At 31.9% G+C, this 23,531-nt stretch carries 28 protein-coding genes and 1 tRNA gene; 19 read left to right on the plus strand and 10 right to left on the minus strand.

Features of this window, described 5'->3' with window-relative positions; genetic code table 11:
• Nucleotides 1-7: 7 nt before the first annotated feature.
• The 3 genes from ABXT66_RS04465 to ABXT66_RS04475 all read left to right on the plus strand — a co-directional run bounded on the left by ABXT66_RS04465 (nt 8) and on the right by ABXT66_RS04475 (nt 3,257).
• Nucleotides 8-84 (plus strand) — tRNA-Arg (locus ABXT66_RS04465).
• Between the two features lie 475 nt (nt 85-559).
• On the plus strand, nt 560-1,822 hold the full coding sequence (locus ABXT66_RS04470) for a hypothetical protein (protein WP_443644457.1): 1,263 nt from the start codon (nt 560-562) through the stop codon (nt 1,820-1,822).
• Between the two features lie 205 nt (nt 1,823-2,027).
• Nucleotides 2,028-3,257 (plus strand): hypothetical protein, encoded by a 1,230-nt coding sequence (locus ABXT66_RS04475; protein ID WP_443644458.1) that lies wholly within the window; start codon nt 2,028-2,030, stop codon nt 3,255-3,257.
• A gap of 206 nt (nt 3,258-3,463) precedes the next feature.
• Here ABXT66_RS04475 and ABXT66_RS04480 read toward each other — a convergent pair whose 3' ends face one another.
• The gene (locus ABXT66_RS04480; protein ID WP_443644459.1) at nt 3,464-4,441 is read right to left on the minus strand and encodes a quinone oxidoreductase family protein; all 978 of its coding nucleotides are present in this window, start codon (nt 4,439-4,441) and stop codon (nt 3,464-3,466) included.
• Between the two features lie 265 nt (nt 4,442-4,706).
• Between ABXT66_RS04480 and ABXT66_RS04485 the strand changes: the two genes are divergently transcribed.
• From ABXT66_RS04485 to ABXT66_RS04495, 3 genes are all read left to right on the plus strand, one after another.
• Nucleotides 4,707-5,795, plus strand: a complete 1,089-nt coding sequence (locus ABXT66_RS04485) for a hypothetical protein (protein WP_443644460.1) — start codon at nt 4,707-4,709, stop codon at nt 5,793-5,795.
• 137 nt (nt 5,796-5,932) lie between these two features.
• Complete coding sequence (locus ABXT66_RS04490; protein WP_443644461.1) at nt 5,933-6,433, plus strand: TRAP transporter small permease; 501 nt, start codon at nt 5,933-5,935, stop codon at nt 6,431-6,433.
• A 42-nt stretch (nt 6,434-6,475) separates the two neighbouring features.
• Complete coding sequence (locus tag ABXT66_RS04495; RefSeq protein WP_443644462.1) at nt 6,476-7,840, plus strand: TRAP transporter large permease; 1,365 nt, start codon at nt 6,476-6,478, stop codon at nt 7,838-7,840.
• A 33-nt stretch (nt 7,841-7,873) separates the two neighbouring features.
• On the opposite strand, the gene ABXT66_RS04500 is transcribed toward ABXT66_RS04495, so the two are convergent.
• The 5 genes from ABXT66_RS04500 to ABXT66_RS04520 all read right to left on the minus strand — a co-directional run bounded on the left by ABXT66_RS04500 (nt 7,874) and on the right by ABXT66_RS04520 (nt 11,932).
• Nucleotides 7,874-9,013 (minus strand): zinc-dependent alcohol dehydrogenase, encoded by a 1,140-nt coding sequence (locus ABXT66_RS04500; protein ID WP_443644463.1) that lies wholly within the window; start codon nt 9,011-9,013, stop codon nt 7,874-7,876.
• Between the two features lie 785 nt (nt 9,014-9,798).
• Nucleotides 9,799-10,278 carry a hypothetical protein gene (locus ABXT66_RS04505; protein WP_443644464.1) on the minus strand — a complete coding sequence of 160 codons (480 nt, stop codon included), beginning with the start codon at nt 10,276-10,278 and terminating at the stop codon, nt 9,799-9,801.
• A gap of 398 nt (nt 10,279-10,676) precedes the next feature.
• Nucleotides 10,677-10,871: a zinc-ribbon domain-containing protein gene (locus ABXT66_RS04510; RefSeq protein WP_443644465.1), complete on the minus strand. Its 195-nt coding sequence runs from the start codon at nt 10,869-10,871 to the stop codon at nt 10,677-10,679.
• 182 nt (nt 10,872-11,053) lie between these two features.
• Nucleotides 11,054-11,482, minus strand: a complete 429-nt coding sequence (locus ABXT66_RS04515; RefSeq protein ID WP_443644466.1) for a GFA family protein — start codon at nt 11,480-11,482, stop codon at nt 11,054-11,056.
• An 84-nt stretch (nt 11,483-11,566) separates the two neighbouring features.
• Entirely contained in the window at nt 11,567-11,932 is a 366-nt protein-coding gene (locus tag ABXT66_RS04520; RefSeq protein ID WP_443644467.1) for a cupin domain-containing protein, read from the minus strand.
• A gap of 83 nt (nt 11,933-12,015) precedes the next feature.
• Between ABXT66_RS04520 and ABXT66_RS04525 the strand changes: the two genes are divergently transcribed.
• On the plus strand, nt 12,016-12,153 hold the full coding sequence (locus tag ABXT66_RS04525; RefSeq protein ID WP_443644468.1) for a hypothetical protein: 138 nt from the start codon (nt 12,016-12,018) through the stop codon (nt 12,151-12,153).
• A 99-nt stretch (nt 12,154-12,252) separates the two neighbouring features.
• On the opposite strand, the gene ABXT66_RS04530 is transcribed toward ABXT66_RS04525, so the two are convergent.
• The gene (locus ABXT66_RS04530) at nt 12,253-12,645 is read right to left on the minus strand and encodes a hypothetical protein (protein ID WP_443644469.1); all 393 of its coding nucleotides are present in this window, start codon (nt 12,643-12,645) and stop codon (nt 12,253-12,255) included.
• Nucleotides 12,646-12,979: 334 nt separating this feature from the next.
• Here ABXT66_RS04530 and ABXT66_RS04535 point away from each other — a divergent pair, with 334 nt between their 5' ends.
• Nucleotides 12,980-13,945, plus strand: a complete 966-nt coding sequence (locus ABXT66_RS04535; RefSeq protein ID WP_443644470.1) for an alpha/beta hydrolase — start codon at nt 12,980-12,982, stop codon at nt 13,943-13,945.
• 73 nt (nt 13,946-14,018) lie between these two features.
• Here ABXT66_RS04535 and ABXT66_RS04540 read toward each other — a convergent pair whose 3' ends face one another.
• The gene (locus ABXT66_RS04540; protein WP_443644471.1) at nt 14,019-14,732 is read right to left on the minus strand and encodes a hypothetical protein; all 714 of its coding nucleotides are present in this window, start codon (nt 14,730-14,732) and stop codon (nt 14,019-14,021) included.
• A gap of 44 nt (nt 14,733-14,776) precedes the next feature.
• Entirely contained in the window at nt 14,777-14,950 is a 174-nt protein-coding gene (locus ABXT66_RS04545) for a hypothetical protein (protein WP_443644472.1), read from the minus strand.
• A 468-nt stretch (nt 14,951-15,418) separates the two neighbouring features.
• Between ABXT66_RS04545 and ABXT66_RS04550 the strand changes: the two genes are divergently transcribed.
• The 8 genes from ABXT66_RS04550 to ABXT66_RS04585 all read left to right on the plus strand — a co-directional run bounded on the left by ABXT66_RS04550 (nt 15,419) and on the right by ABXT66_RS04585 (nt 21,598).
• On the plus strand, nt 15,419-15,808 hold the full coding sequence (locus ABXT66_RS04550) for a YbaK/EbsC family protein (RefSeq protein WP_443644473.1): 390 nt from the start codon (nt 15,419-15,421) through the stop codon (nt 15,806-15,808).
• A gap of 141 nt (nt 15,809-15,949) precedes the next feature.
• The gene (locus ABXT66_RS04555; protein ID WP_443644474.1) at nt 15,950-16,147 is read left to right on the plus strand and encodes a hypothetical protein; all 198 of its coding nucleotides are present in this window, start codon (nt 15,950-15,952) and stop codon (nt 16,145-16,147) included.
• 68 nt (nt 16,148-16,215) lie between these two features.
• Nucleotides 16,216-16,602: a hypothetical protein gene (locus ABXT66_RS04560; RefSeq protein ID WP_443644475.1), complete on the plus strand. Its 387-nt coding sequence runs from the start codon at nt 16,216-16,218 to the stop codon at nt 16,600-16,602.
• 72 nt (nt 16,603-16,674) lie between these two features.
• A complete protein-coding gene (locus ABXT66_RS04565; protein WP_443644476.1) occupies nt 16,675-16,950 on the plus strand; it encodes a cupin in 276 nt (91 codons plus the stop codon).
• Nucleotides 16,951-17,000: 50 nt separating this feature from the next.
• Entirely contained in the window at nt 17,001-17,327 is a 327-nt protein-coding gene (locus ABXT66_RS04570; RefSeq protein WP_443644477.1) for a DUF6974 family protein, read from the plus strand.
• Nucleotides 17,328-17,393: 66 nt separating this feature from the next.
• Nucleotides 17,394-17,948, plus strand: coding sequence for a hypothetical protein (locus tag ABXT66_RS04575; RefSeq protein WP_443644478.1), 555 nt, complete (start codon nt 17,394-17,396; stop codon nt 17,946-17,948).
• A gap of 26 nt (nt 17,949-17,974) precedes the next feature.
• Nucleotides 17,975-18,877 carry a DMT family transporter gene (locus ABXT66_RS04580; protein ID WP_443644479.1) on the plus strand — a complete coding sequence of 301 codons (903 nt, stop codon included), beginning with the start codon at nt 17,975-17,977 and terminating at the stop codon, nt 18,875-18,877.
• Nucleotides 18,878-19,015: 138 nt separating this feature from the next.
• Nucleotides 19,016-21,598: a caspase family protein gene (locus ABXT66_RS04585; protein WP_443644480.1), complete on the plus strand. Its 2,583-nt coding sequence runs from the start codon at nt 19,016-19,018 to the stop codon at nt 21,596-21,598.
• Nucleotides 21,599-21,648: 50 nt separating this feature from the next.
• On the opposite strand, the gene ABXT66_RS04590 is transcribed toward ABXT66_RS04585, so the two are convergent.
• Nucleotides 21,649-22,044, minus strand: a complete 396-nt coding sequence (locus tag ABXT66_RS04590) for a hypothetical protein (RefSeq protein WP_443644481.1) — start codon at nt 22,042-22,044, stop codon at nt 21,649-21,651.
• 473 nt (nt 22,045-22,517) lie between these two features.
• On the opposite strand from ABXT66_RS04590, the gene ABXT66_RS04595 reads away from it, so the two are divergent.
• From ABXT66_RS04595 to ABXT66_RS04605, 3 genes are read left to right on the plus strand one after another with little or no spacing between them, the layout of a single operon-like run.
• Complete coding sequence (locus ABXT66_RS04595) at nt 22,518-22,952, plus strand: hypothetical protein (RefSeq protein WP_443644482.1); 435 nt, start codon at nt 22,518-22,520, stop codon at nt 22,950-22,952.
• Nucleotides 22,953-23,010: 58 nt separating this feature from the next.
• Nucleotides 23,011-23,145, plus strand: a complete 135-nt coding sequence (locus tag ABXT66_RS04600; protein ID WP_443644483.1) for an entericidin A/B family lipoprotein — start codon at nt 23,011-23,013, stop codon at nt 23,143-23,145.
• 52 nt (nt 23,146-23,197) lie between these two features.
• Nucleotides 23,198-23,488, plus strand: a complete 291-nt coding sequence (locus ABXT66_RS04605; RefSeq protein ID WP_443644484.1) for a hypothetical protein — start codon at nt 23,198-23,200, stop codon at nt 23,486-23,488.
• Nucleotides 23,489-23,531: the final 43 nt, after the last annotated feature.

Raw genomic sequence — 23,531 nt, forward strand, 5'->3', positions numbered from 1 at the left:
TAATCATGCGCTCTTAGCTCAACTGGATAGAGCATTTGACTTCGAATCAAAAGGTTGGGGGTTCGAGTCCCTCAGAGCGCACCATCTTTTTTTATAACTCATTGATATTTATGTATTATTTTTAAAAACAGTATAGCTGTAGACAAGGTTGTATACCAAACTGTATACCAAAATAAGTATGATTTTGCATTTTATTAAAATGTTTAAGGCATTAGCTCTATGAATAGCTAATGCCTTTAGGAGGTTTATAAATGAAAAACATTTTTCTTTTATATTTATAATTATATGGAGAATTTAGTTCTAAATTTGTAAATAAAAAGGTTAATTCAAGGCAAAGCTATTTAACAACCAAGAACCACGGACCAATGCCCGTCTATGACCGTACTTTGGGTAGTGGAAAGTTGTTGTTTGGTTAGCTTTTATTAGCTTTTAATAGTTTCCTTTTATTTCCTTCATCATAAATATTGAATTTTATATTAACTGTAATTAATGTGTAAACTAATTTAGATATTGTTTATTAAAGGGTTGTTTTTTTATTAACTTTTAGGGTGGTTAACTCATGAAATTATCTTTAACTATATTTTTCCTACTAACACTTGTAGGTTGCCAATCAACTACAATGCGCCAAAATGATCCTGGCGGAAAGGCTGTTATCTATAACAGACCATTCCAAGAGCTCCCTGAAAAAGTTAGACCAAATGACGCGACTATTTCTATCTATCAAGCTCGTTATCAAGCCCTTATCCAAAGAAGGAAATCACAAGATCGACTTTATATTGTAGAGCCTAAAGGCAATGCTGTTGATTTCAGATATGAGCCCAATAAAAAAAGCCTAATTTTGGAAAAAGAATTATCTGAGGGATATATTCTTAGTTATCTATTTTATGAGAATGGAGTCATTAAATATAACGGTAAAGCAAAAGATGGTCGTTTTGAAAAGAATATTGAAGATGAAACGCGTTTTTTTTCGCATTCTACTGGCAAGAGTATTACCTCATACATCTTGGGCCATGCCATCTGTGAGGGCTATATCAGCTCTATTGATGAAATAATAGATTGGCCAATGATGAGTAAGACTTTATATCAAGGTCAGCGTCTTCGTGATCTCTTGAATATGAGTGCTGGTGATCGGCATATTGTTGACAAAAGAAGTACCCGTATAAAAGGCTCTAGGAGACACCATAGAGATATGAATTTGGAAACAATAGCAAGTTTACTCGAAGGAACTAAAAAGCGAGGAACTGAGGTTTTTTATAACAATTTTCTTGCTGATGTAATTGCTAATTACGTTGCTTTCAAATCTGGTGATAATTATGATGATTTGATGCGAAGTGTTTTCCAAGATAAAGTGAAAATTAAGTATCGTATTTCTTATGAGAAACATAAAAAAACATGGGACAGTACTTCCGAATATTGGGGTGATGCTCAGACACAAGCTTCTTATTCTTATCATATGACCCGAACAGATTTTTTAAGGGTTGCTGAAGCAATGATGAAGGATTATCAAAACCAAACGTGTGTTGGAAAGTATTTAAAACAAGCTCAGTTACAAGCACCAATATGGCCTAGATATAGACCGAACAAAGATAGCAAGTCTAAGTTATGGTTACATAACTATGCAAAGAAATACGGCGCTCAGTTTTATGTTGATTTTTACGGCATGGATGATCGTAATGTTTTTGGAACAGAGGGTTATAATGGTCAGAATATGCTGATAGATATGGATAATTCAAGGATAATTGTGACAAATAGTGCTGCCACTGGCTGGGATCAAACTATTTACATGATCAATCCTATTAGGGATGGAGTGCTTCCTAAATAATCACATTTAATAAAAATGTTATTATTTTATAAAACTTTAAACAAAATAACACCTATCCAACTCCACCAACCCAACTACTAACCCTGGTCCATGCTCCATGGACTACGGTCAATGGGCAGATCACCCCCTGACCCTGGGTGGGTCAGCTTTGTTGTTTTTATTCGATTTTATTTTACATTGGATCGATATTTAATATAATGTTTATATGAAAATCAGCGTATCAGTAATAATTCTTTGTATATTCTTATCAAGTTGCCAAACAACTTCGGTGCGCAAAAACATTGTTCAGTTCTCAGAGATAGATAGACCTAATGATGAGGCCATTTCTAATTCGCAAGATGGTTATCGTTCTAGAATACAAAGAAGGAAATCACAAAGTCGGCTTTATGTTGTAAATCCCAAAGGTAATGCAGTTGATTTCAAGTATGAGCAAAATGAAAAGAGCCTTATTTTGGAAAAAGAATTATCTGAGGGATATATTCTCAGCTATCTGTTTTATGAAAATGGAGTAATTAAATACAATGGCAAAGCTAAAGATGGTCGTTTTAATAAGAATATAAATGATGAGACACTTTTTTTTACACATTCAACTGGTAAGAGTATTACCTCGTACATCGTAGGACATGCTATTTGTGAAGGTTATATTAGCTCTATTGATGAAATAATTGATTGGCCAATGATGAGTAATACACTTTATCAGGGTCAGCGACTTCGTGATCTTTTAAATATGAGTGCTAGTGACAGGCATACAGTAAATAAAAACAGTTCAAGGGTTATGGGCTCCAATAAACATCATCGAGATATGGGACTAGATAAAATCGCTGCTTTGCTAGATGGTACCAAGAAACAAGGGACACATATTTTTTATAATAATGTTCTTACTGACATTATAGCGAATTATGTAGTTTTCAAGTCTGGCGATAAATACAATGACTTTATGAGAAGTATTTTCCAAAATAAAGTAAAAATTAAATACCGTATTTCTTACGAAAAACATAAAATGACTCCCTCAATTTTGAAGTTTAGTAAATATTGGGGGAAACCTGAAACTCAGGCCTCATATTCATATCATATGACTAGAACAGATTTTTTAAGGGTTGCGGTAGCAATGATGAAAGACTATCAAAATCAAACTTGCGTTGGAAAATATTTAAAACAAGCTCAAGCCTTAGCAATATCATGGCCAAAATATTTTCCTTATAGGCAGAAAAAAACAAATTTACATTCATATGCCAAAAAATATGGTGCTCAATTTTATTTTGACTTTTTTGGCATGGATGATCGTAACATTTTTGGCACAATAGGTCTAAATAATCAGAATATGTTGATTGATATGGATAATTCACGAATTATTGTAACTAATAGTGCTGCTTCAGGTTGGGATCAAACTGTTTTCATGATCAATCCAATTAGAGACGGGGTAATTCCTAAATAGGTGCATTTAAAAAAAGTAATTATTTTATAAAACTTTTCAAATAAAATAACATCCCACCAACTCCACCAACCCAACTTATAAACCCTGGTCCGTGATCCATGGACTACGGTCAATGGGCAGACCACCCCTTAACCAAAGATCTATCTTGATTAGGAAAAGGGTGCAGTAACCCAGTAAATGTTTAATAATGAATTTAAGGTTTATGTTTAAGGTATCAAGATGGATGAACCGAAGGTTTTACCTGCTTCCAGATCAAGATGAGATTTTACCACATCTGATAATTTATACCGTTGCCCTATTTTTGTTTTTACATCTCCATTGGCAATCATTTTAAACAAACGAGTTGCAGATAATTCTAAATCATCGCGTGAAGCACAATAATTAGCCAAAGTAGGCCTTGTGAAATAAAGAGAGCCTTTATGTTGCAGCATAGCCGCATCAATAGGCGGTACAGATCCAGAGGTTGTTCCAAAAGACATGAAATATCCTCTTGGTGACAAACATTCAACGGACTGTTCAAACGTATCTTTACCAACAGAATCATAAACTACTGGAACCCCCTTACCATCAGTCAATTCTTTAACCCTAGCTACAACATTTTCGTTATTACGATCAATCACTTCTGTGTAGCCGTGTTCTTTTGCTAGAGCACATTTTTCTGGCCCACCAGCAACTCCAATCATGCGAGCACCTATTGCTTTGCCCCATTGACCTGCAATCAGGCCAACGCCTCCAGCAGCAGCATGAAACAAAACAGTTTGTCCAGCTGAAATAGGGTAGGCTCTCTCTAACAAATACTCAGCAGTTGTTCCTTTAAGGAAAATAGCTGCAGCTTGTTCGTCTTCAATATTTTCAGGAATTCGTACAACTCTTGAAGCCAATACGTTGCGCACATCTGCGTATGATCCTGGTGGTCCACCAGAATAAACAACTCTATCTCCTTCAGTCAAAAAATTAACTCCTGCACCAATAGATTCAATTATACCTGATGCTTCGAGACCTATACCACTAGGCAAATTCATTGGGTAATAGCCTGAACGTTGATAAATATCCATATAGTTCACACCAATAACACTTTGACGAATAAGAACCTCCCCTTCTTTAGGTAGTCCAATATCGACATTTGATAATTTCATTACTGAGGGTGCACCTTGGGCTTCAATTGCCACAGATATGGACTTCATAATTATCTCCCTTAAGGTTTTATAGTTAAAATATAACAGAAAGAAACTTAACAAGGCAAGTATCCATTATAATACTTAAAAAGATCTAATCTTTTATATTTACAAAAGAGACTTTCGAATAAAAAAAGTAAAATGTAATTATAAACACTATATCTTAATCTTGATTGAAAATTTCAATAAGTTGACTGATATAAAAAAACTTCGTACGCTTAAGAACTATACTTTTTATAAAGTATAATCATAACAATAAATTGGGGGATTTATTATGTTAAGACTAAAAACTTTAAAGTCTAAAGCCATTGCTGCTGGATTAATTTTAGCTGGAACTGTTGGGTTTGCATCCAGCTCTTTCTCTAAAGAAATTACCATTCGAATTGCATCTGGCCATCCACCTACGGTGGTTTATGCAGGGCTGATGAAAAATTATTTTCAACCTGAAGTCATTAAGGCTGTCAAAGCAAAAACTGGACATACAGTTAAATTCATAGAAGGTTACAGTGGATCTATCGTTAAGGTCTTTGACACGTTTGAGGGTGTTCAAAACGGTGTTGTCGACATTGGAGGTTTCTGTTTTTGTTTTGAAGCTTCTAAGTTGCCAATGCATGCATTCCAAATCATGTTGCCATTTGGTACTATGGACCCTGTGCAAAGTGTTGCAATTGCAAACTCTGTTTATAAGCAGTTTCCAAGCCTTGAAAAAAGGTTTCACAAATATAATCAAAAATTACTCGCTAGAGTAGGTGATGGTGGATACAACCTTGGTACTAATTTTCCTTGGAAAGATCTTTCTGAACTGAAGGGGCGTAAAATCCTTGGTGCAGGTCTTAACTTAAATTGGATGAAACAAGCAGGTATTGGTATAATCCCAGTAACGGACGGTTTACCTGGTTGGTATGAAAAAATCAAGACTGGTCTTGCTGAAGGTGGCATCATGTTTCCAAGCGCTTGGGGTAAAACTTTTGGTCTTTGGGAAGTGGGTGAATATTATACCGAAATAGGTTTTGGCTCTATCACATGGCATGCTTTAACAGTTAACAAAAGATTCTGGGAAAAATTACCTGCTGAGGTTCGCCCAGTAATCGAAGAAGTTGCAGCACGGTTCGAGCTTAAAACCGGATCTGCAAACAAAGTAGGTTATAAAAAAGATATGACTTGGTTACGCGCTAACATTAATGTTAATGATTTACCTGAATCAGTTAGGCTTAAATGGGCTCAGGGGCTTAAAGATTGGCCGCAGCAGCATGCTAATGCACTAGAGAAAAAAGGCTTTCCAGCTAAAGCTATTCTTAACGCTACTTTAGATGCTGCAGAAAAAGTTGGCTACAAATGGCCAGTTCGTTACGTAGTTAAATAGTCTTATTGATTAAGTAGCTCCTTACAAATGCTCATTTTATGCATTGGTTGTCGACCGAAAAGTTTTTGAAACCTTTTTGGTCGACAAAGTAAGTAATTTTATACTTATCTGTTTAATGAAATTGAAGGAGATTTATTTTGTCGCTCATTAAAATAAGTGACATTATGTCGAAATTTATGATGGTAATTGCTGCAATCTGGGCTTTTGGATTAGCATTTCTTATTCTTGCTAACATAATAGGTCGTTCTGTTTTTGATTCACCAGTTTATGGAACAGCAGAAATTGTTGCCACTTCAATTGTAATTATTGTTTTCTTACAAGTTGGTTACGCAATCCGAAGCCAATCTATGTTAAGAGCAGATTTTTTAATTATTCATTTACCATACTCAATCCAGCGAATTTTTTTGTTCATTGGTTATTTGCTTGGAGCTGTATTCTTTTTAATGATTATTACCGGTGGATGGGAAGAAAGTGTTCTTTCATATATTGAAGATGAATTTGAAGGTGAAGGTGCGTTGCGTGTCCCTTCGTGGCCAGCTCGATGGATGGTAATGATTGGAAGTACTTTAGCTATAATCAATTATATCGTTTTAGCTTATATTGATGTGTTTAAGCCTAGACCCTCTGGTTCGTTATGAAATATCTATCTTTAACTAGTATTAATATACAGGATTAGTAGCATGTTTGAAGTTAATATTGCTGTCATGCTTGTCGTATGTCTCATTATTTTAATTGCTATGGGTGTTCATATTGCAATCTCTTTAGGAATGACAAGTGCAATAGGAATTTTTTTGACAACAGGTGCAGATAGTTATGCATTTGAAACAGTTCAACGAATGTTAGCTGCAACCGCTTATGAAGCTATACGATCGTATGTCTTTGCAGTTATTCCACTTTTTATGTTAATGGGAGAATTTATTGGAAGGTCAGGCGTTGTTACCGACGTATACCGTGGAATTAATAAACTATTACATCGAATTCCTGGTCGTCTAGCTCTAGCAACAATTATAGGTAATGCATTATTCTCATTTGTAACTGGTGTTAGTATCGCTTCTGCGGCTGCGTTTTCACGCATAGCATATCCTGAAATGAAACGCTTTGGTTATCATAAAGGTTTTGCTCTTGGCACTATTGCTGGGTCTAGTTGTTTAGGAATGCTTATCCCACCAAGTGTTTTAATGATTGTTTGGGGTATTTTAACAGAACAGTCAATTGGTCGAATTTTTGCTGCTGGCGTTTTGCCTGGTGCTTTATTAATGTCTTTGTTTCTTATCTATGTGTTTGTCATGGCACTTTTGAAGCCTGAGGTTGTTGGTGAAGGTGTCAATTCAAGTTCTGAAATTGATAAACAATTAAATAAAGACGAAACAAATGAAGTTTCCATACCACAGTTCCTTATAAGTTTAGCCGGAATATTTTTTGTTATTTTAGCTGTTCTTGGAGGAATTTTAAGTGGCTTTTTTACACCAACTGAAGGCGCTGGTGCTGGAGCCATTATAGGATTGACCTTAGGTGTAATAAAAGGAATGAGATTTCGTGATATCATAGATGCTATTTTATCTGTCGGACGAACATCAGCGCCAATTCTTTTGTTACTTGTTACAGCAGCCCTTTATTCACGAACCCTAGCTATGACCGGTATGGCAAACGCAATAGAGGGATTATTTCTAGATTCTGGAATGGAACCGTGGATGATCATTGGTGTTATGGTTTTAATCTGGTTTTTGTTAGGCATGATTATCGATTCAATTTCAATAATGCTTTTAACGGCAGCTATTTTTGCTCCTATTGCAATGAAAATTGGGTATGACCCAATTGCTTTTGCTATTATTGGCATTATTGCTATTGAAGCTGGATTACTCACCCCACCATTTGGTTTACTTGTTTATACAGTAAAAGCCGCAATTCATGGAGAGGGTGATAATGTACAAGTTATGTCAATTTTTAAAAGCTCTACTCCTTATTGGATGATCATGCTTATTTGTATGGTAGCTATTATTATTTTCCCAGAAATCGCAACATTTCTTCCAAATGCACTATTTTAAACACAATAATTTAAGGTAACATTATTAAATCTATTAACTCCAAGGTTTAATAACTATTTTAATAGCATTATCAATTCTTTCTCTTGCATACTTTAGTGCCTTAGGTAATTCATCTAGATTAAAAGTATGAGTATGGACTAAACTTGCATCAAATCTTTTCTGTTTCATGAACTCCATTGCTCTATGAGTTGCACTTTTACCTTCACCCCTAATACCATACATATAAATATTATTTATAACCATGTGAGGTATATTGATACTGATTGGCTTATGAGGGAATGCTGCTAAACATATTTTACCACCCCTATTTGTCATCATTATTGCGTCATTGAGTGCCTGCTCAGTTCCAGCACATTCTATTACATAATCAGTACCTTTTGTGCCGACAATATCTTTAACTGCTTTAACAACATCAGTTTCATTTTTAACATTTAAAGTATAGTCAGCACCAAGTTTTTTACCAATTTCTAAGCGGCTATCTCTTGTACCAATGAGTATTACTGGACCTGCTCCAAGTGCTTTTGCAACGGCAACCCCAAGCAATCCAATTGGCCCAGGGCCAATAACAACCACGCTTTCGCCTGCAATTAATCCCCCTAATTCTGTCAAGCCATACATGGTTGTTCCAGCTGTTACAACCAAAGTTGCCTCTTCATCTGACATATCATCTGGAACTTTTATTAATGTATTTATGTTATTGACTGCATATTGTTTAAAACCTCCATCGGTCGTAAATCCATTAGCTCTATGACCTTTGTTAACATCTCCATAGTTCAGTCCATAATTATGACAAGAAGTGTACATGCCCATACGACATCTCTTGCACTGTCCACATCCAGAGTGAATTTCAACAGTAACTCTATCTCCAATTTGAAATTCATCTACTGCAGGTCCTAGAGCAACAACAGTGCCCATATATTCATGCCCTGGTGTAAAATTTTTATTAAATGGCAACCCTCCTTCAATCATAGCAGGTGGACCATGGCTTATTACATCTAGATCTGTGGCACAAATAGCAACCGCATCTATTCTGACTAAAACTTCTGCTTTATTTGGCATTTCAACTTTTTTATCAACTAATGATAGATTGTTAGGGTCACCCAAGACCCATGCCTTCATAGTTTTGGGAATTGGAAATTTTTCTGAGATTTTCCCGGAGAATTCTAATGCCATTATATATCCTTTTAATTTAAATTAGTCCATGTAAGCAAATAAATGTCAAACACATTTATTTGCACAAACCAATCCTTTTTTCTTACGTTCACACCACGTAGTAAATAAACTAGAGCCAATAAGAACTATTACTCCTAATATAATTATCAAACCTATATTTTCTGAAAAATTATTACTCCAGTAATTGAACAAAATACTAATTGAAGGTAAGAAAAAAGTTGTATAACGGATACTTCTGCGACCTGTAACGTTTTAACGATTAAAAAATGTGAGCTTGAATTTAGTATACACATTGTTAACAGCCACAAAAAAAAATTGTGGTATAGGCTCCCAAATAAAAAAACTAGTAACTGCCGAGACTTAAAATTATTAAAACTCCTATAAAGCCTATAAGAATAGCGGTCCATCTTCTCCAACCCATCAATGAACCCTGGTCCATGCTCCATGGACTACGGTCAATGGGCAGACCGCCCCCTGACCAAAGATCAATCTTGATTAGGAAAAGGGTGCAGTAACCCCTGACCATGGACTTTGTCTGCTGTAGACAAGGTTGTAGACAAGCTTTTATCATTGACGGATTCATGGATTTTGCTAAGCTATTGAAATAGTTGGAGTTTAGACAAACCCATTGCTCTAGTAAGGCATCACACCTCTCTCAGAGCGCACCATTTCACTTCAAGATGACTGGTTAACCTACTGTTTTTCAAGCGTTAATTTAAACTTGGATTAATGGTGTAAAACAATATGAGAAACAAATGTATAGCTTGATTATGTTAGGATAGATGTCAGATTTGATCTGAACTAATGCAAATAAAAGAAGTTAAACTCTCTTCTTCTGGTCTAAGAGCAAATGATTTTCCCAAAGTGGTCCAGATAAATTCACGCATGAGCTCTGTATTTGTATAAACTAAGGACTTGTATGACTGCACAATGCAGCGTTCTACCCTGAACCATTCGCCAGGCTCAGGAGATTTCCCGAAGATGTCTAGAAACATTGAACGAAACTTGCCTGAAACAAATTGAGAACCCATTTCTGCCTGCTCTTGAAAACTAACCTCATCTGCTGAAGCAAGAGCGCACAAAACAGGGTGAAGCCTCGCGGATGAAATACGCCGAAATTTTTGTATTTCCTGTATCGTCCTTTGAATGTCCCGTTCAGTATTTATAAAGTCGGGGCCTATTTGACAAGTACTCTCGTCAACCCAAGAAACAATTGGAAAAGCATTGATTAGCCAGTCTCCAAGATGAGCAAATCGCCTAGGCAAACTTGCATTACGCCTGAGAAAATCAATATCGTATTTACTGCGAGAGAACCAGCAGTCAATACTAGAGAAAAACTCATTCATCTCCTCAGCTGGGAGGAGCTCGTGATATTGCAATCCGAATACACCCACAACATATTTTTGTTCTCTTAGAAAGTCTATAAGCTGCTTATCAAGAGTTTTATGGAATATACTATGACCAGTTCCTACAACTACCAGATCAAAGAATCCCTCTGGTTTCTTCCAAAAGGGAGGCAATGGAGAAATGCATATCTCCGCTTCTGGCGGCAGAAGTCTGATTATCAAATCAAGACCTAACCTGTCACCAAAATTAGCACAGACGTTGTAACTTAAAACTAAAACCCTCATCTACCTATTCGTTCTCTTACATGTTTGAAAAATCATACAAAATCAATATTATGATTATTTTCAACTTTATATCTACTTAATATTTTGTCAAAGAACCATTTCATTTCAGAAAGTATTCTAATCTCAGGTTCTGATGACTGATTAGAACATTGAGGACATAAACTTTTATTTAATGTTCTATTTTTAATAACTGATTGAAAGCTATGACCTTTAGAACATAACCACATGACTTTAAAGAATATTACTCTGTAAAAAGATTATGCTTTAGCCTTAAAACTAAATCTTATTCATCTGCATTAAGAATAACTAAATCTGTTCTTCAAAAATTGGAGCACATCTGATAATTCAAAGCGTTGTCCTATTTTTTTTTTACAGATCCATTGGCAATCATTTTAAACAAGCGAGCTGATTATTCATCCATCATTTCACCAGAGCCACCCAAAGGTTCTGGAAAATCTTTAAACTTGGGTAATCCATCCTTTATATGAAGAATGCTACTTTCATAATTAACATGGAATGAAGGTTTATATTCAAAATCTTTTAAAATAGAGGCATAGACATCTATTTTCCCATAGGTAGTGCTATGGTCTACATAAACATGACCACCACATTTATTACACCACTTACGGTCGTGACCTTGAACTTTTGCATAACTGCTAAGAAATTCTTCGCCTTTTGAAACTTTAAAGTTTTCTGGTTCCCATAATGCCGCGCCAGTAACAGGTGCTGCAGACCAGCCCCTACAGAGTTTACAGTGACATATGGCCATTACAGCAGGCTCTCCAGTGACCTCAACATGAACAGAACCACAAAAACATTCACCTTTATATTTTGTCATACCAGTTTATCCTTCATAACAAATAGAATTAAAAATAAATTAAACTAATAATAAAATAAAAATCAAAGTATTAAAATTATTTATTTAGTTTTTTGCAGCAAAAGTCTTTGCAGCAGTTGCATTAAATTCTAAAGCTACACACTCAGTATCACCTTCAACCCAACCATCATGTCCAGGTTCAATTACATATACATCACCTGCAACAAAAGTATCAATAGTACCATCGTTATGCTTTGCTGACATAGAACCTGATAGTACAGTTCCAACATGACGTGCTTGACAACTTTCCCCACCGACTACAGGTTTAATACAAGTTGACCAACTCCAACCAGGTTGAAGTACCATTTTTGCTGCAGCAACACCACCTAAGTCACAAACGTGGACATTTGCTTTATCTGGACTACGAACTTCATCTGGATTATTGAAAGATTTTTTAACTATTCCCGACATGATTTACTCCTATTTATCTACATTTCATTTTGATATATAAATAATTAGAAATCAAACCTTAAAACCACAAAAATTAGTAAAGATTGATATTTAAAGCTCATTGCTTAAGTTTTAATCATTTTAATTATGAAAGTAGTATCCTTGAAATAAAAGATGGGTTACCCAAATCTAAAGACTTTCCAGAACTTTTTGGTGACACGGGTGAAATGATGGATGAATAGATATAAATTGATCACACTTCATCAAGTGTTAACCAATTGAATTATAAGCATGATATATGTAATATTTAAAAGTTTTTGAAACTAAAAAAGTTTACATGATTATCTTTGGAAACGTCTAGATGCCACATAAATAGAAATTAATCCCATAAGGGCAAATAGTATTAATATAAGTATAGGTACTTCTGCTTGTCTTGTTAACCTTACTTCAAGTAAAGCAGCAACAAGAAGAAAAAAGCCAAATCCACAGCAGTAAAGAAGCTTTTGAGCAACAAATTTTGGGCTGCTTTGACACCAAAAAATTAATGTACCTATAAAAACACAACCTGCGCCCATATTTTTTCTAAGTGCTATGGCTACATTGAAAGCTTCGTTATTTTTTTCTATGTTTGGAAACATAGCTAAAGTAAAAAAATCTGGAAAGATCCAAAAGCTTAGGCCAAGGATAATCATTATAAAACCATTTATTGCTAATATTAATCTAGAATTACCCATATAAAACAAAAATACTTTCAAACACAAATTTAATGTTAAAACATATAATAAATTTAATAATAGTCAAAACTCTTTAACTAAAAAAACCTATATGCTTCAAAATTTATGTATAATATTCATACGTTTGTAAGCCAATACTAGTTCGGAGGATAGGGTTTTACTTGAAGCGACACATAAACTTTTGATATTGCTGAAGTGTAGTTCCAAATTGTTAATTATGTATGAACTTAACTTCACTTCACTAAGAGCGTGCCGTCTTATTTCAAAGTGTTTGATTAATTTTATATTTTTAAGCTTTTAGTTAAGACACTAAAAGTAGTTTTTTTAAATAAAAATGGAAACAATAAAAAAACACTTTATATTAAAATATCATTTAACTTTATTTCTAGAAAATATGACTGATAATTTAATTCTTAAAAATATAATTTATGCAAAACTCAAGAATCCATATACAGAAAATAAAACTATTGATCAGTTGCGTAAAGAAACAGAAGAAGCTGGTAACAAAATACCTTTGCCAAAGAATACTAAATTCAAAAGAGTAAGTGTTGGAAACATCGATGCAGAATGGATTACATGTGGAGAAGTTGAAACTGACAAAATATTTATGTTTATACATGGTGGGGGGTATTATAGAGGATCAATTGCTGCAACTCGTGCAACCGTAGCAAGAATATCTGCTGAAGCAAAAGTAAGATGTTTATCAATAGAATATAGATTAGCTCCAGAACATCCTTTTCCAGCTGCCATTGATGATACATTTACAGCTTATAATTGGCTTTTAAAAGAGGGGCTGAACCCTAAAAACATCATTGTAAGCGGTCAATCTGCTGGTGGTGGGTTATGTTTAGCATTACTACTAAAATTGAAAGAAAAAAATTTTTTTCAGCCAAGAGCCGCTGTTGCTTTAAGCCCTTGGACTGACCTTACTCAATCAGGAAAGACAATGAAAATCAATGCAGATATTGATCCAGTTATTAGTAAAAAATATCTAGATAGGATGGCTAATCTATACCTTGCTAAGACTTCTAATATGTCACCTTTGGCGTCTCCACTTTATGGTGAATTATCTGGATTACCACCTTTGTTAGTTCAGGTTGGTTCTGCTGAAACGATGTTAGATGATAGTCGACGTTTTGTTGAAAAAGCAAAAATAGCAAAAGTAGATGTACAAATTGAAGTTTGGAAGGATATGTTTCATGGGTGGCATGGCAGTGCACATATTTTAAAAGATGGAGAAAAAGCTATAAAAAGCATAGGGTTGTTTTGTAGAAATTTATTTAATAATAAATTAGACTAAGCATGATTTATTAACTAAATTTTATCATATATAGCCATCTTTTAAGAGTTATTAATTTACAAAAAGACTTGTGTTATAAGTCAGTTTTTTGTTCCAATCTTCTAATAGTTTCATCTAATTTCCCAAAATTATAAATATGATAGTTATTGAATTTTAATTTTTCAACAAACTCATCGACTTTAATACCATCGTGGCTCAAATAATTTAAGACTTTCCAGTTTTTAAAAATATATTTGTAACTTTCATTTCCACATAATTTTAGATATTTAAAAATTCCTTTGACGCTACACATAGAAGGTAAGCCAATACGAATAGTGTTTAAAAAAGGTAAATTATTAATTGCCTCAGGATTCATACAAAGTTGTGTAATTGCATTATTAAAAATTTTTAGTTTGGTTTTGATTTCAAGTTCTGTTTCATTTTGAGGATATATTCCACAATCTACTTTTATATTTGCTTTTTTTAAGATTGTTGCAACATCAATATCATTTTGAAAAATATTACTCGGGTGTCTTGGAATAGATCCGCCGATTACAAGCGCTTTATCTATTCCTTTTAATGTACAGAATTTTATAAAGTTTTCTAATTCGTGTTCATGTTTTATATTTCGTGCAGCAACGTGAGGAATAGCCTTACTACTACCTGCTTGCTGATTAAGTTCATCAGACGCCTGAGCCACGTCCTTTAAGTCATGAATAAGTAAATGAGTAACATTGACAGCCGAAACATGTTGTATTGTGAAATTACTTAGCTTTTGTTGAGGTGTTTTTTCTGTTGATATGTTCATTTTACAATTAATTAACTTTGATAAAAAGGTTTGTAATAAATAAATTATTTTTCTTTTGATCGGCTTATTTGTGTTACATATACGGAGTATATAAAACCTATTATTGCAACAACGTCTATCCAATTAAAAGGTGCGTCTTTCCCACCAATAACTCTGTATATTAAATATACAAAACAAATGACTCCTAACAACCAACATTGTGCATATTTAAAATCCATTGAAACTCCAATTAAAAAATAATTATATTAAATGTATCTTAACTTATAATATTAAATTTATAGGTTGTATTTAATTCACAATAATTCAGTCGTATAAAAAAGTGTACAAAATTTTAATAAAAATCTAAAAAAAGGTTAGATTTGCAATAATTTTATTACTTGATTTTCTGAAATTACTCTTGTCATTATTAATTGTTGTGCAAGAAATTAAAAGATAAAATATTTATTTTTATCATAAAAATAAGAAACCACTTTTTTTGGAGAGATTATATTGGAGCAGAGATCAAAAATTACTCATGAAAAATCTTTTATAAAAAAAAAGAGCCCGATGCATCTTCTGATTTTCAACACCTTTTACCAATGTCATCCGATGCGTTTATAAAAAAGCTAGATAATTGGAGTATACAATATAAGTACTTTGAGCATGTCCCATTAAGAACTGTTAATGAATCAAAGAGTGTACAAGATATGTTTTTAAATGCTAAACAGGGTGGTGGGCATATTAAAAATCTTTTTTTAAGGGATCATAAAAAAAATAATATATTAATTGTTGCTCATCAAGATGCTTTGATTGATCTTAAGAAATTACAGTTTAAAATAGATTCAGGCCGATTGTCGTTTGGTTCGTCAGACAGATTGATGGAACATTTAGGAGTATTTCCAGGTGCAGTAACCCCTTTCTCCATGATTAATGGCGTACATAAAAATGTAGTCTTATTTATTGATTTATCTTTAAAAAACTTTAAGAAAATTTATTTGCATCCATTGGTAAACGACAGGACTTTGGAAATAACAATTGAAAATTTAGAAATGTTTTTTAAAAAAATTAATGTTATTCCTCAATGGATAAAGTTGTAAGTAATTAAAAGGCTATATTATAATGGAAAATAATAAAAAAAATTGGTGGATTTGGGTAAGTGTATATTTATGTATTTCTCTAATTTTATTTATTATTTTTTCTTTATATGTGACTTTTAGTTAATTAGGATATTGTTAAAAATGAAGTATAAGTCACTTGAAGAAATTCAGAAAAACCCAGTATGGTTAAAATTACAATCAAAGGGTACTGACAAGAAACAACTTGATAAACAATTTTTGTCTTTAACAGAAGAAGAAAAAAAAATTGCTATTGATTTGTTTGAATCTCTAAAATTAGTGATGGAAAATATTCTTAAAGAAAAGAAAACTCATCATTAGAAATTGACCGTTTTAAATTTATTTATATTAAATAGATAGATTTATTTTTAAAATAGAGAGGGCCTCAAATGAAAATTCGAGTGTATTTAATCTTATTTTTTATCTTGATAAGCGTTGAGGGTAAAGCTTTTGAACCATATTCTGGCATCTCTTGTCATAATTCAATAAAAAATGGAAACATAGATTTTTTTTTCAAACATGATGAAAACTTTATATATGCCAAAGCTTATAAAAGAGTAAAAGGTGAGTTTGTTCAAATTGGAGATGTAGTGGGTCAAAAGATATCTTCATTTATCTTGTTTGAAGATAATACTGTAGATAAAGATTTAAATTTTGCTTGGCATTTAGATATGGTTACTAAAATTTTAAAACCATTTATTTTAAGTAAAACTAAAGATGAAAAATTTAAAATGCCTAATATACTTGATTGCATAAGTAAAAATTTTTGGTTTTAATTAAATCATAATTAGGTAAAGTTTAAAGTACAAAACAAAGTTTTTAAGCTTAACTTTAGCAGGTAACAAAAAATGGCTACATCTGAAACTGTAATTGATAATAAAAGAACAAGAGTTACACGCTGGTCTTTTGAGGTAGGAGAAGATACTGGGCAACATATTCACGAGTATGATTATGTTGTGGTTCCTATGGATGACGGTCAATTAAAAATTGTAGATCAAGATGGAACAGTTCTTATATCAGATTTAATTAAGGGTATGAGCTACTATAGAAATAAAGGTGCTAATCATAATGTCATTAATCATAATGATTTCCCTTTTTCATTTGTTGAAATAGAGTTCAAGTAATTTGTTACTTTAAAAAGATAAATTATTTTAATTAAGGATGGCTTTTAATAATGAAATCAAAATTAATAAGTTATATAACGTCAGATTTTCAGAGCCAAAGTGATATGAAAATTGGCGAAATTGAGTGGGAAAAAATTATGAATGAACGATTTGACAAATTTAAAAAAGCTGGTGCAGTCAGGCAAACGGTTACTCAAATATGGAATAAAGAAGGTACATTAAGATTAGGTCATTTATGGGAATACAAAGATGATAAAGCTTTCATAGCATGTCAAAAACTATTTAAAGAAGCTGAATCTGAATTCAAAAAAAGAACAGGTATAACATGGAAAGTTTTTTCTAACAGGGGTGTTGTTTTATATGAAACCATTTATTAATAAATTAATACATACAACTAAACACTTTATATTGTTTTTAACGTCAAAACTTATAGATAAGTTGTAATGATATTTAATTTTTTCAAAAAGTATTTTCACTTTTTCTTAGTAGCTTATTTTTATCTAATTTCTAATGCTTTTTCCTCAGACTTAGATCAACTTTTTTCAGAATTAAAAAATGCACCCAATTTAATTTCTGCTAAATCAATTGAGAATAAAATATGGAAGAAATGGTCAATAATTGGAAATGATGAATTGAGCAACCTTCAAATGAAAAGAGGGGTAGTGTTGTTAGAAAATGGTAGGTTAGACAAAGCTTTAGATTTGTTTGTTAATTTGTCAAAAAAACTACCTCATTGGGCGGAGCCGATTAATAAAATTGCTACAATAAAATTTATTATGGGTGATTATTTAAGTTCTGTATATTATATCAAACAAACTTTGTTACTGGAACCAAGACATTTTGGAGCAATATCTGGTTTAACACAAATTAATATAGCTCTAAAAAAATATGATAAAGCTTTGGCAAATATAGATTACGTGACAAGTATTCATCCGTTTATTGCAATAAAAAAATTAAGACCACTTATACTTAATATGTTAAAAAAATCATCTATATAACCTTATTTTAATTTTAAAAGCATGTGATGAACAGTAAAAATTGGATTTCAGTCTTATTGCTAGGTTTCTTATGGGGTGCAAGCTTCTTATTTGTCGAAATTTTGCTTAATTATATAAGCCCATTTATGATTGTATATTTAAGAGTAAGTTTGGCCTCAGTAATTTTAATCTTATATATTGTTCTGAGTAAAATAAAATTAGAGTTATCATTCTTATTAATTTTTAACTTCTTTGTTATGGGAATTTTGAATAATGTATTTCCATTTCTTTTAATAACATATGGTCAACAAACAGTTTCTGGAGGACTTGCCTCCATTCTCAATGCAAACACATCTTTTTTAACAATTCTATTAGCCTCATTAATATTAAAAAACGAGGCATTGACAAAATCTAGAATAATAGGTGTTTTAATAGGTATTGTAGGAGTTATTATAGTAATTGGTTATGAGAATATGTCAGATTTTTTTAATAACGAGGTAGGAAAGGTTTTAATTTTGCTTTCTGGTTTATCTTATGCATTAGCAGCAATTTTTGCAAAAGTGAGATTGAAAAATGTTAAACCTGAAGTTGCCGCAACTGGTATGTTAACTATGAGCACTCTTATTTTATCACCATTTATTTTTCTTTTTTATGGAAATGAAATTTTGTCACTTAATCTTATTTCGATCAGCTACTCTTTACTCTTTGCAGTGATATGTTCAGTATTAGCCTATTTTATATATTTTAAAATTCTTGTGTCTACTGGTGCTGGTAATTTGTTGATATGTACGATTATTATTCCTCCATCAGCCATATTGCTGAATGCAATTATAATAGGTGAATTAATTAATGTTAATGAATTTATAGGCTTAATAGTTATTATATCAGGATTATTAATTTTAGATGGTAGATTAATAAAAAACATTAAATTAAAATTCTATAATATTTAATATATTAAATATGAATTATAAGTTTTTTGATAATTTAAAAGCCCTGTTTTAAGTTATATTATAATATTTTTTTTTAATTATAGATTCATTTTAAATAACTTGTAATATTTAATTTATTAAGTTTATTGAAGTATATTAATGATAAAAATATTTATTCTAATAATAATTATTAGCATCTCAGGATGTGTTAATAAAAATATAAAACAACGAATGATGTATAAAAACCCTGGACTTGTGGCCTTGCACGACTTGATTGTAGGCGAAAAGACAAGAAAAGAGGTTTTAATATTTGGCTGTACAAATCATCCAGCAGATTACTCAGATAAAGAGCTCTGCAAGTGTGTGAATTCTTCAAAAGCTCATTTAATAGAAAAAAATAAACGTAATTTAAGTTGTGGTTATAACAATAAAGAATACAAGCGTTCAACTTTTAAACAGAATGATTCAAAAACAAAAGATAGATTTTTGAAGGAGAGTACAAAGTCATTAGAGAATTATTACACCAGAAACTTAATTCTAAATAGAAAGATTAAAGATAAAGTTAGCTTTGTAAGTAAGTTACCCAAATGCCCTACTATGGGGGGCAAGTATGGTTGTTACGGCACTCAAAAATTTAAAAAATTTACCTACATAGGTGAATTCAAAAATAGAAAAAGACATGGTAAAGGAATTATGACCTGGACGTCTGGTGATAAATATGTTGGTAAATTTGTCTATGGTCATAGAGAGGGAAAAGGAACATATACTTGGAGAAATGGAGATAATTACGAGGGGACTTATAAAAATAATAAAATTCATGGAAAAGGAAAATTAACTTGGACAAATGGAAACATATATGAAGGAGATTTCTTCAAAGGTAAAATAACTGGTTTAGGCAAATTTGTTTGGGCCTCTGGAGAAAAGTATATTGGTAAATTCAAAAATGGTCTAAAACATGGTAAAGGAAAAATCTTATATAAAAACGGTAACATAAAAGAAGGTGTTTGGTCAGATGATATTTATAAATACGCAACCACAACAAATAAACCTAAAAATATTTCTAAAATAACTTCTTTATTGGCCTCTCAAAATAAAAATACAAAATTTAATCAACTACCCAAGTGTGGATCAGGTTATAAAGACATGTGTTTTGGTGAAATCATTACAAAAAAATATAAATATATTGGCGAATTTAAAAAAAATATGATGCATGGAAAAGGAAAGTATACTCATATTGGCGACGATAAATTCAAAGGTTATACTTATGTTGGGCAATATTTTAAGAATAAAAGACATGGATATGGAAAAGCTGGGTGGCCAAATGGACAGAAATTTTCTGGTGAATTTTTAAATGGTAAACCAAATGGTCTTGGAGTTTATACTTATTTTAATGGTGATACCTATCAAGGTATTTTGAAGAATGGTATACGTGAAGGTGAAGGAAAATATGTTTATAAAAGTGGTAAATTAGAAGAGGGTTTATGGAAAAATAATAAATTTCTTTACGCAAAGAAAATTAATAAAACTCAAAAAAAGATAGCAGATATGATGTCAAACATTTCCTCTGACGATGTATATGCTTCAAGACAAGAACTAGAAAGAGAAAGACAAAAACGCATAGAATTAGAACGTAAATTAGCTATATTATTAGATAAACAAAAAAATGAAGAGAAAATTATTAATGCTGATATAAGAGCTCCTATACTTGAGATTGTAGCTAACAAAACGATAGGTAAAAGAGGAACGATTAGAGGAATTGCAAAAGATAATGTAGAAGTAGTTGAGGTAACGGTTGATGGTAAATCAATTTCGTTATCATCCAATGGTAACTTCGAATATTCTACATATGTTCCACCAACGGGTAAAGAACTTAAAATAGAAGTAACTGATATTGCCGGTTTAACTACTTCAAAGATTATAAAGTTAAAAGCTAATAGAATGATTAGTGATAGCTCTATATCATTTGAAAGCTTAAACCCACTTAATAAAAGAGTTAAGAAAAATGAAGATGCTTTAGCTTTAATAGTGGGTGTTTCTAATTATGAAAATACAAAAGCCAAAGCTTTGTACGCAGATAATGATGCAATGGTATTTAAAGATTATGCCACTGAGAAATTAGGCATATCTAAAAATAGAATAAAGATACTCCTGAATGATGGAGCCGATGAAAGAGATATATTATTATCTGTACAAGAATGGCTAAGACGTTCAGCTAAACCTAATAAAAGTGACATCTACATATTCTTTGCAGGGCATGGTCTAGCATCTCATGATGGTAATAATATGTACCTTCTTCCTCACGACGGCTCACCTAGACTGCTTGAGAAGACTGCCATATTGCGTGACGAACTTTTCTCTGACATCAAGGAAGCTAATCCTAAATCCGTAACAGTCTTCCTAGACACCTGCTACTCAGGTGAAACACGTAATGAAGAGATTCTAGTAGCTGGAAGACCTGTTGCCATTATAGCGAAAGAACAAGCTATACCAGATGGATTTACACTTTTTAGCGCAGCATCAAATGAGCAGATATCAAGGCCACTAGAAGAAGCTAAACATGGTATGTTCTCATACTTCCTTATGAAGGGCATGGAAGGTGATGCAGATACAAATGCTGACAATAAGATTACAGCAAGAGAACTCCACATATACGTAAAACAAAATGTTGTTCAACAATCATCAGGCTCACAAACACCTGAACTACAAGGTGATAAAGACAGAGTGCTTGTGCAGTTTAACTAGGACCACCATTCCTGCTCATTTAACGACTCCACAGAGTTTCTAGTACACACTTATTTTATCAAAGTTAGCAAAAATTCACTATTTTTTGCTAATTCTTGAGACTTTATTCTATCAGTTAAAGCGGGTAAATACTCTTCAAGTTTTTCAATTATATCTGGTGTAACATTTTGTAAAGCACCATTTTCTATAAGCTCACAACCATGCTCCTCTGCCATAGGAAATATTGAACTATAATCACCTCCTTCAGCTGAATAATGAAGTTCTGTAGGTGTTGGAAAATCAAATATATTTATTAATTCATCTATAGAACGTTTATCACCAAGAAGATTAAACAAAATACAATAAAGTGCTTCAGACCCATCATCTATAATTTCTGCATTACCTCTATAATTATCATCCTCTTCTTCTAAAAAATTATAATAATCTACTATTTTTTGAGATTTCAATATTGAGCCCCTTTTAATTAAAAACTTATTAAGATTTAAATATTATAAAGATAAAATTTCAAGCATTATTTGATTGTAAACAAAAATGGGTAGTAGATAAAGTTGAAAGACAATATCAGTTTAACAAACACCAGAGTTGCAAGGTGATAAAGACAGAGTAATAGTAAATTTTAACTAAAGTTTTTTTATTTTTTCTAGAAATGTATCTTGAAAGCATATAAATTATGAGTTGAGCATAAAATTACAAACTATAAAAAAATAATTAACATAAAATTGGAATATCAAGTTAAATATATGTAATGAATTTTAATATATTTAAGAAAAATGGAGACACTTTTCTTCTTAAATTTAAGTGTGGTTTATTTTGCTTGAATTTTTTTTTATTAATAATACGTTAATTATAGAATTAAGTAATTATATTTAATTTTTATGAATTAATAATTTTTTATTATCACCTTGATAAGGAGTAATAAGTGAAACAAGATTATTTACCCATTATAGAGAAATGGGTTCGAGCTTTCATAAATACAATGAATAGTGACGTAAAAGATGGTTTTGCTAAGCCTGGTGAGGATTTTGGTGACGTGCCTAAAGGTATAAAAATTATTTTTGATGGATATGGTTACAACGAAGATACAGATCAAGACGACGACTTTAATATGTTGTCTTTTGCTGTTTTTGTTCATAAAAATTCTCTAACTGAATATTTTCCACAGCATGACACAAACTTCAATATGATTGTTCATAGGCCCAGTGAGGAATGTTGTATAAATGTTTGGTTTACTGTTAAAGAAGATTATGTAAATGTTTTGCCGTTTGAAGATATGCAAAATACAGAATTAGATCATGATTTTGTAATTGATGTTATTTTCAAAATTGATGGTAGAGAAGAATATATTCCAGGTTGAATTAAATTAAAATTTTGTAATTAAGAAATTAAAGTTAACAAAGAATTGGAGATTAATGATGAAAAATGTTTTGATTTTAATAACTGCTTTTATTATTGGAGGATGTAGTACAGTTGCTGGTGTAGGTAAAGATGTTACAGACGCAGCTGAATGGTCAAAAGATACAATGTCAAAAAAATTGAAAAGTAAATAAAAAGACAATAAATATTTATGGTATTTATTTTTAATTCAATTCAGGTAAATCCATGTCATTAAGTGAAAAAATTAATGAAATTATTTCCAAAAACGAAGAAGTTTACTGGAATAATGAATTCCAGATACAACTACATATGTCAAAAAAATACTTATTAGCATTTAAGACCGCAGCAATTATTGAATCAGGTGAATTTGATGAAACATTTCCACCACCCACACATATTGTTGCTGATTTAGGTGCCGATAAAATAGATAATCATGATATGTTTATAAAAGATTTTTTTGAAGTTATAACAAAACTCTCAAAAGGTTTAACAATGTCTAATGGTAATTTTGATTAAAAAAAGAGATTAATAAATAAAACCATCATCGTTATGTAACAAA

The sequence above is a fragment of the Candidatus Levibacter sp. Uisw_134_01 genome, from assembly GCF_047717795.1.
In the GTDB taxonomy this organism is placed as follows: domain Bacteria; phylum Pseudomonadota; class Alphaproteobacteria; order Puniceispirillales; family Marisalimonadaceae; genus Marisalimonas.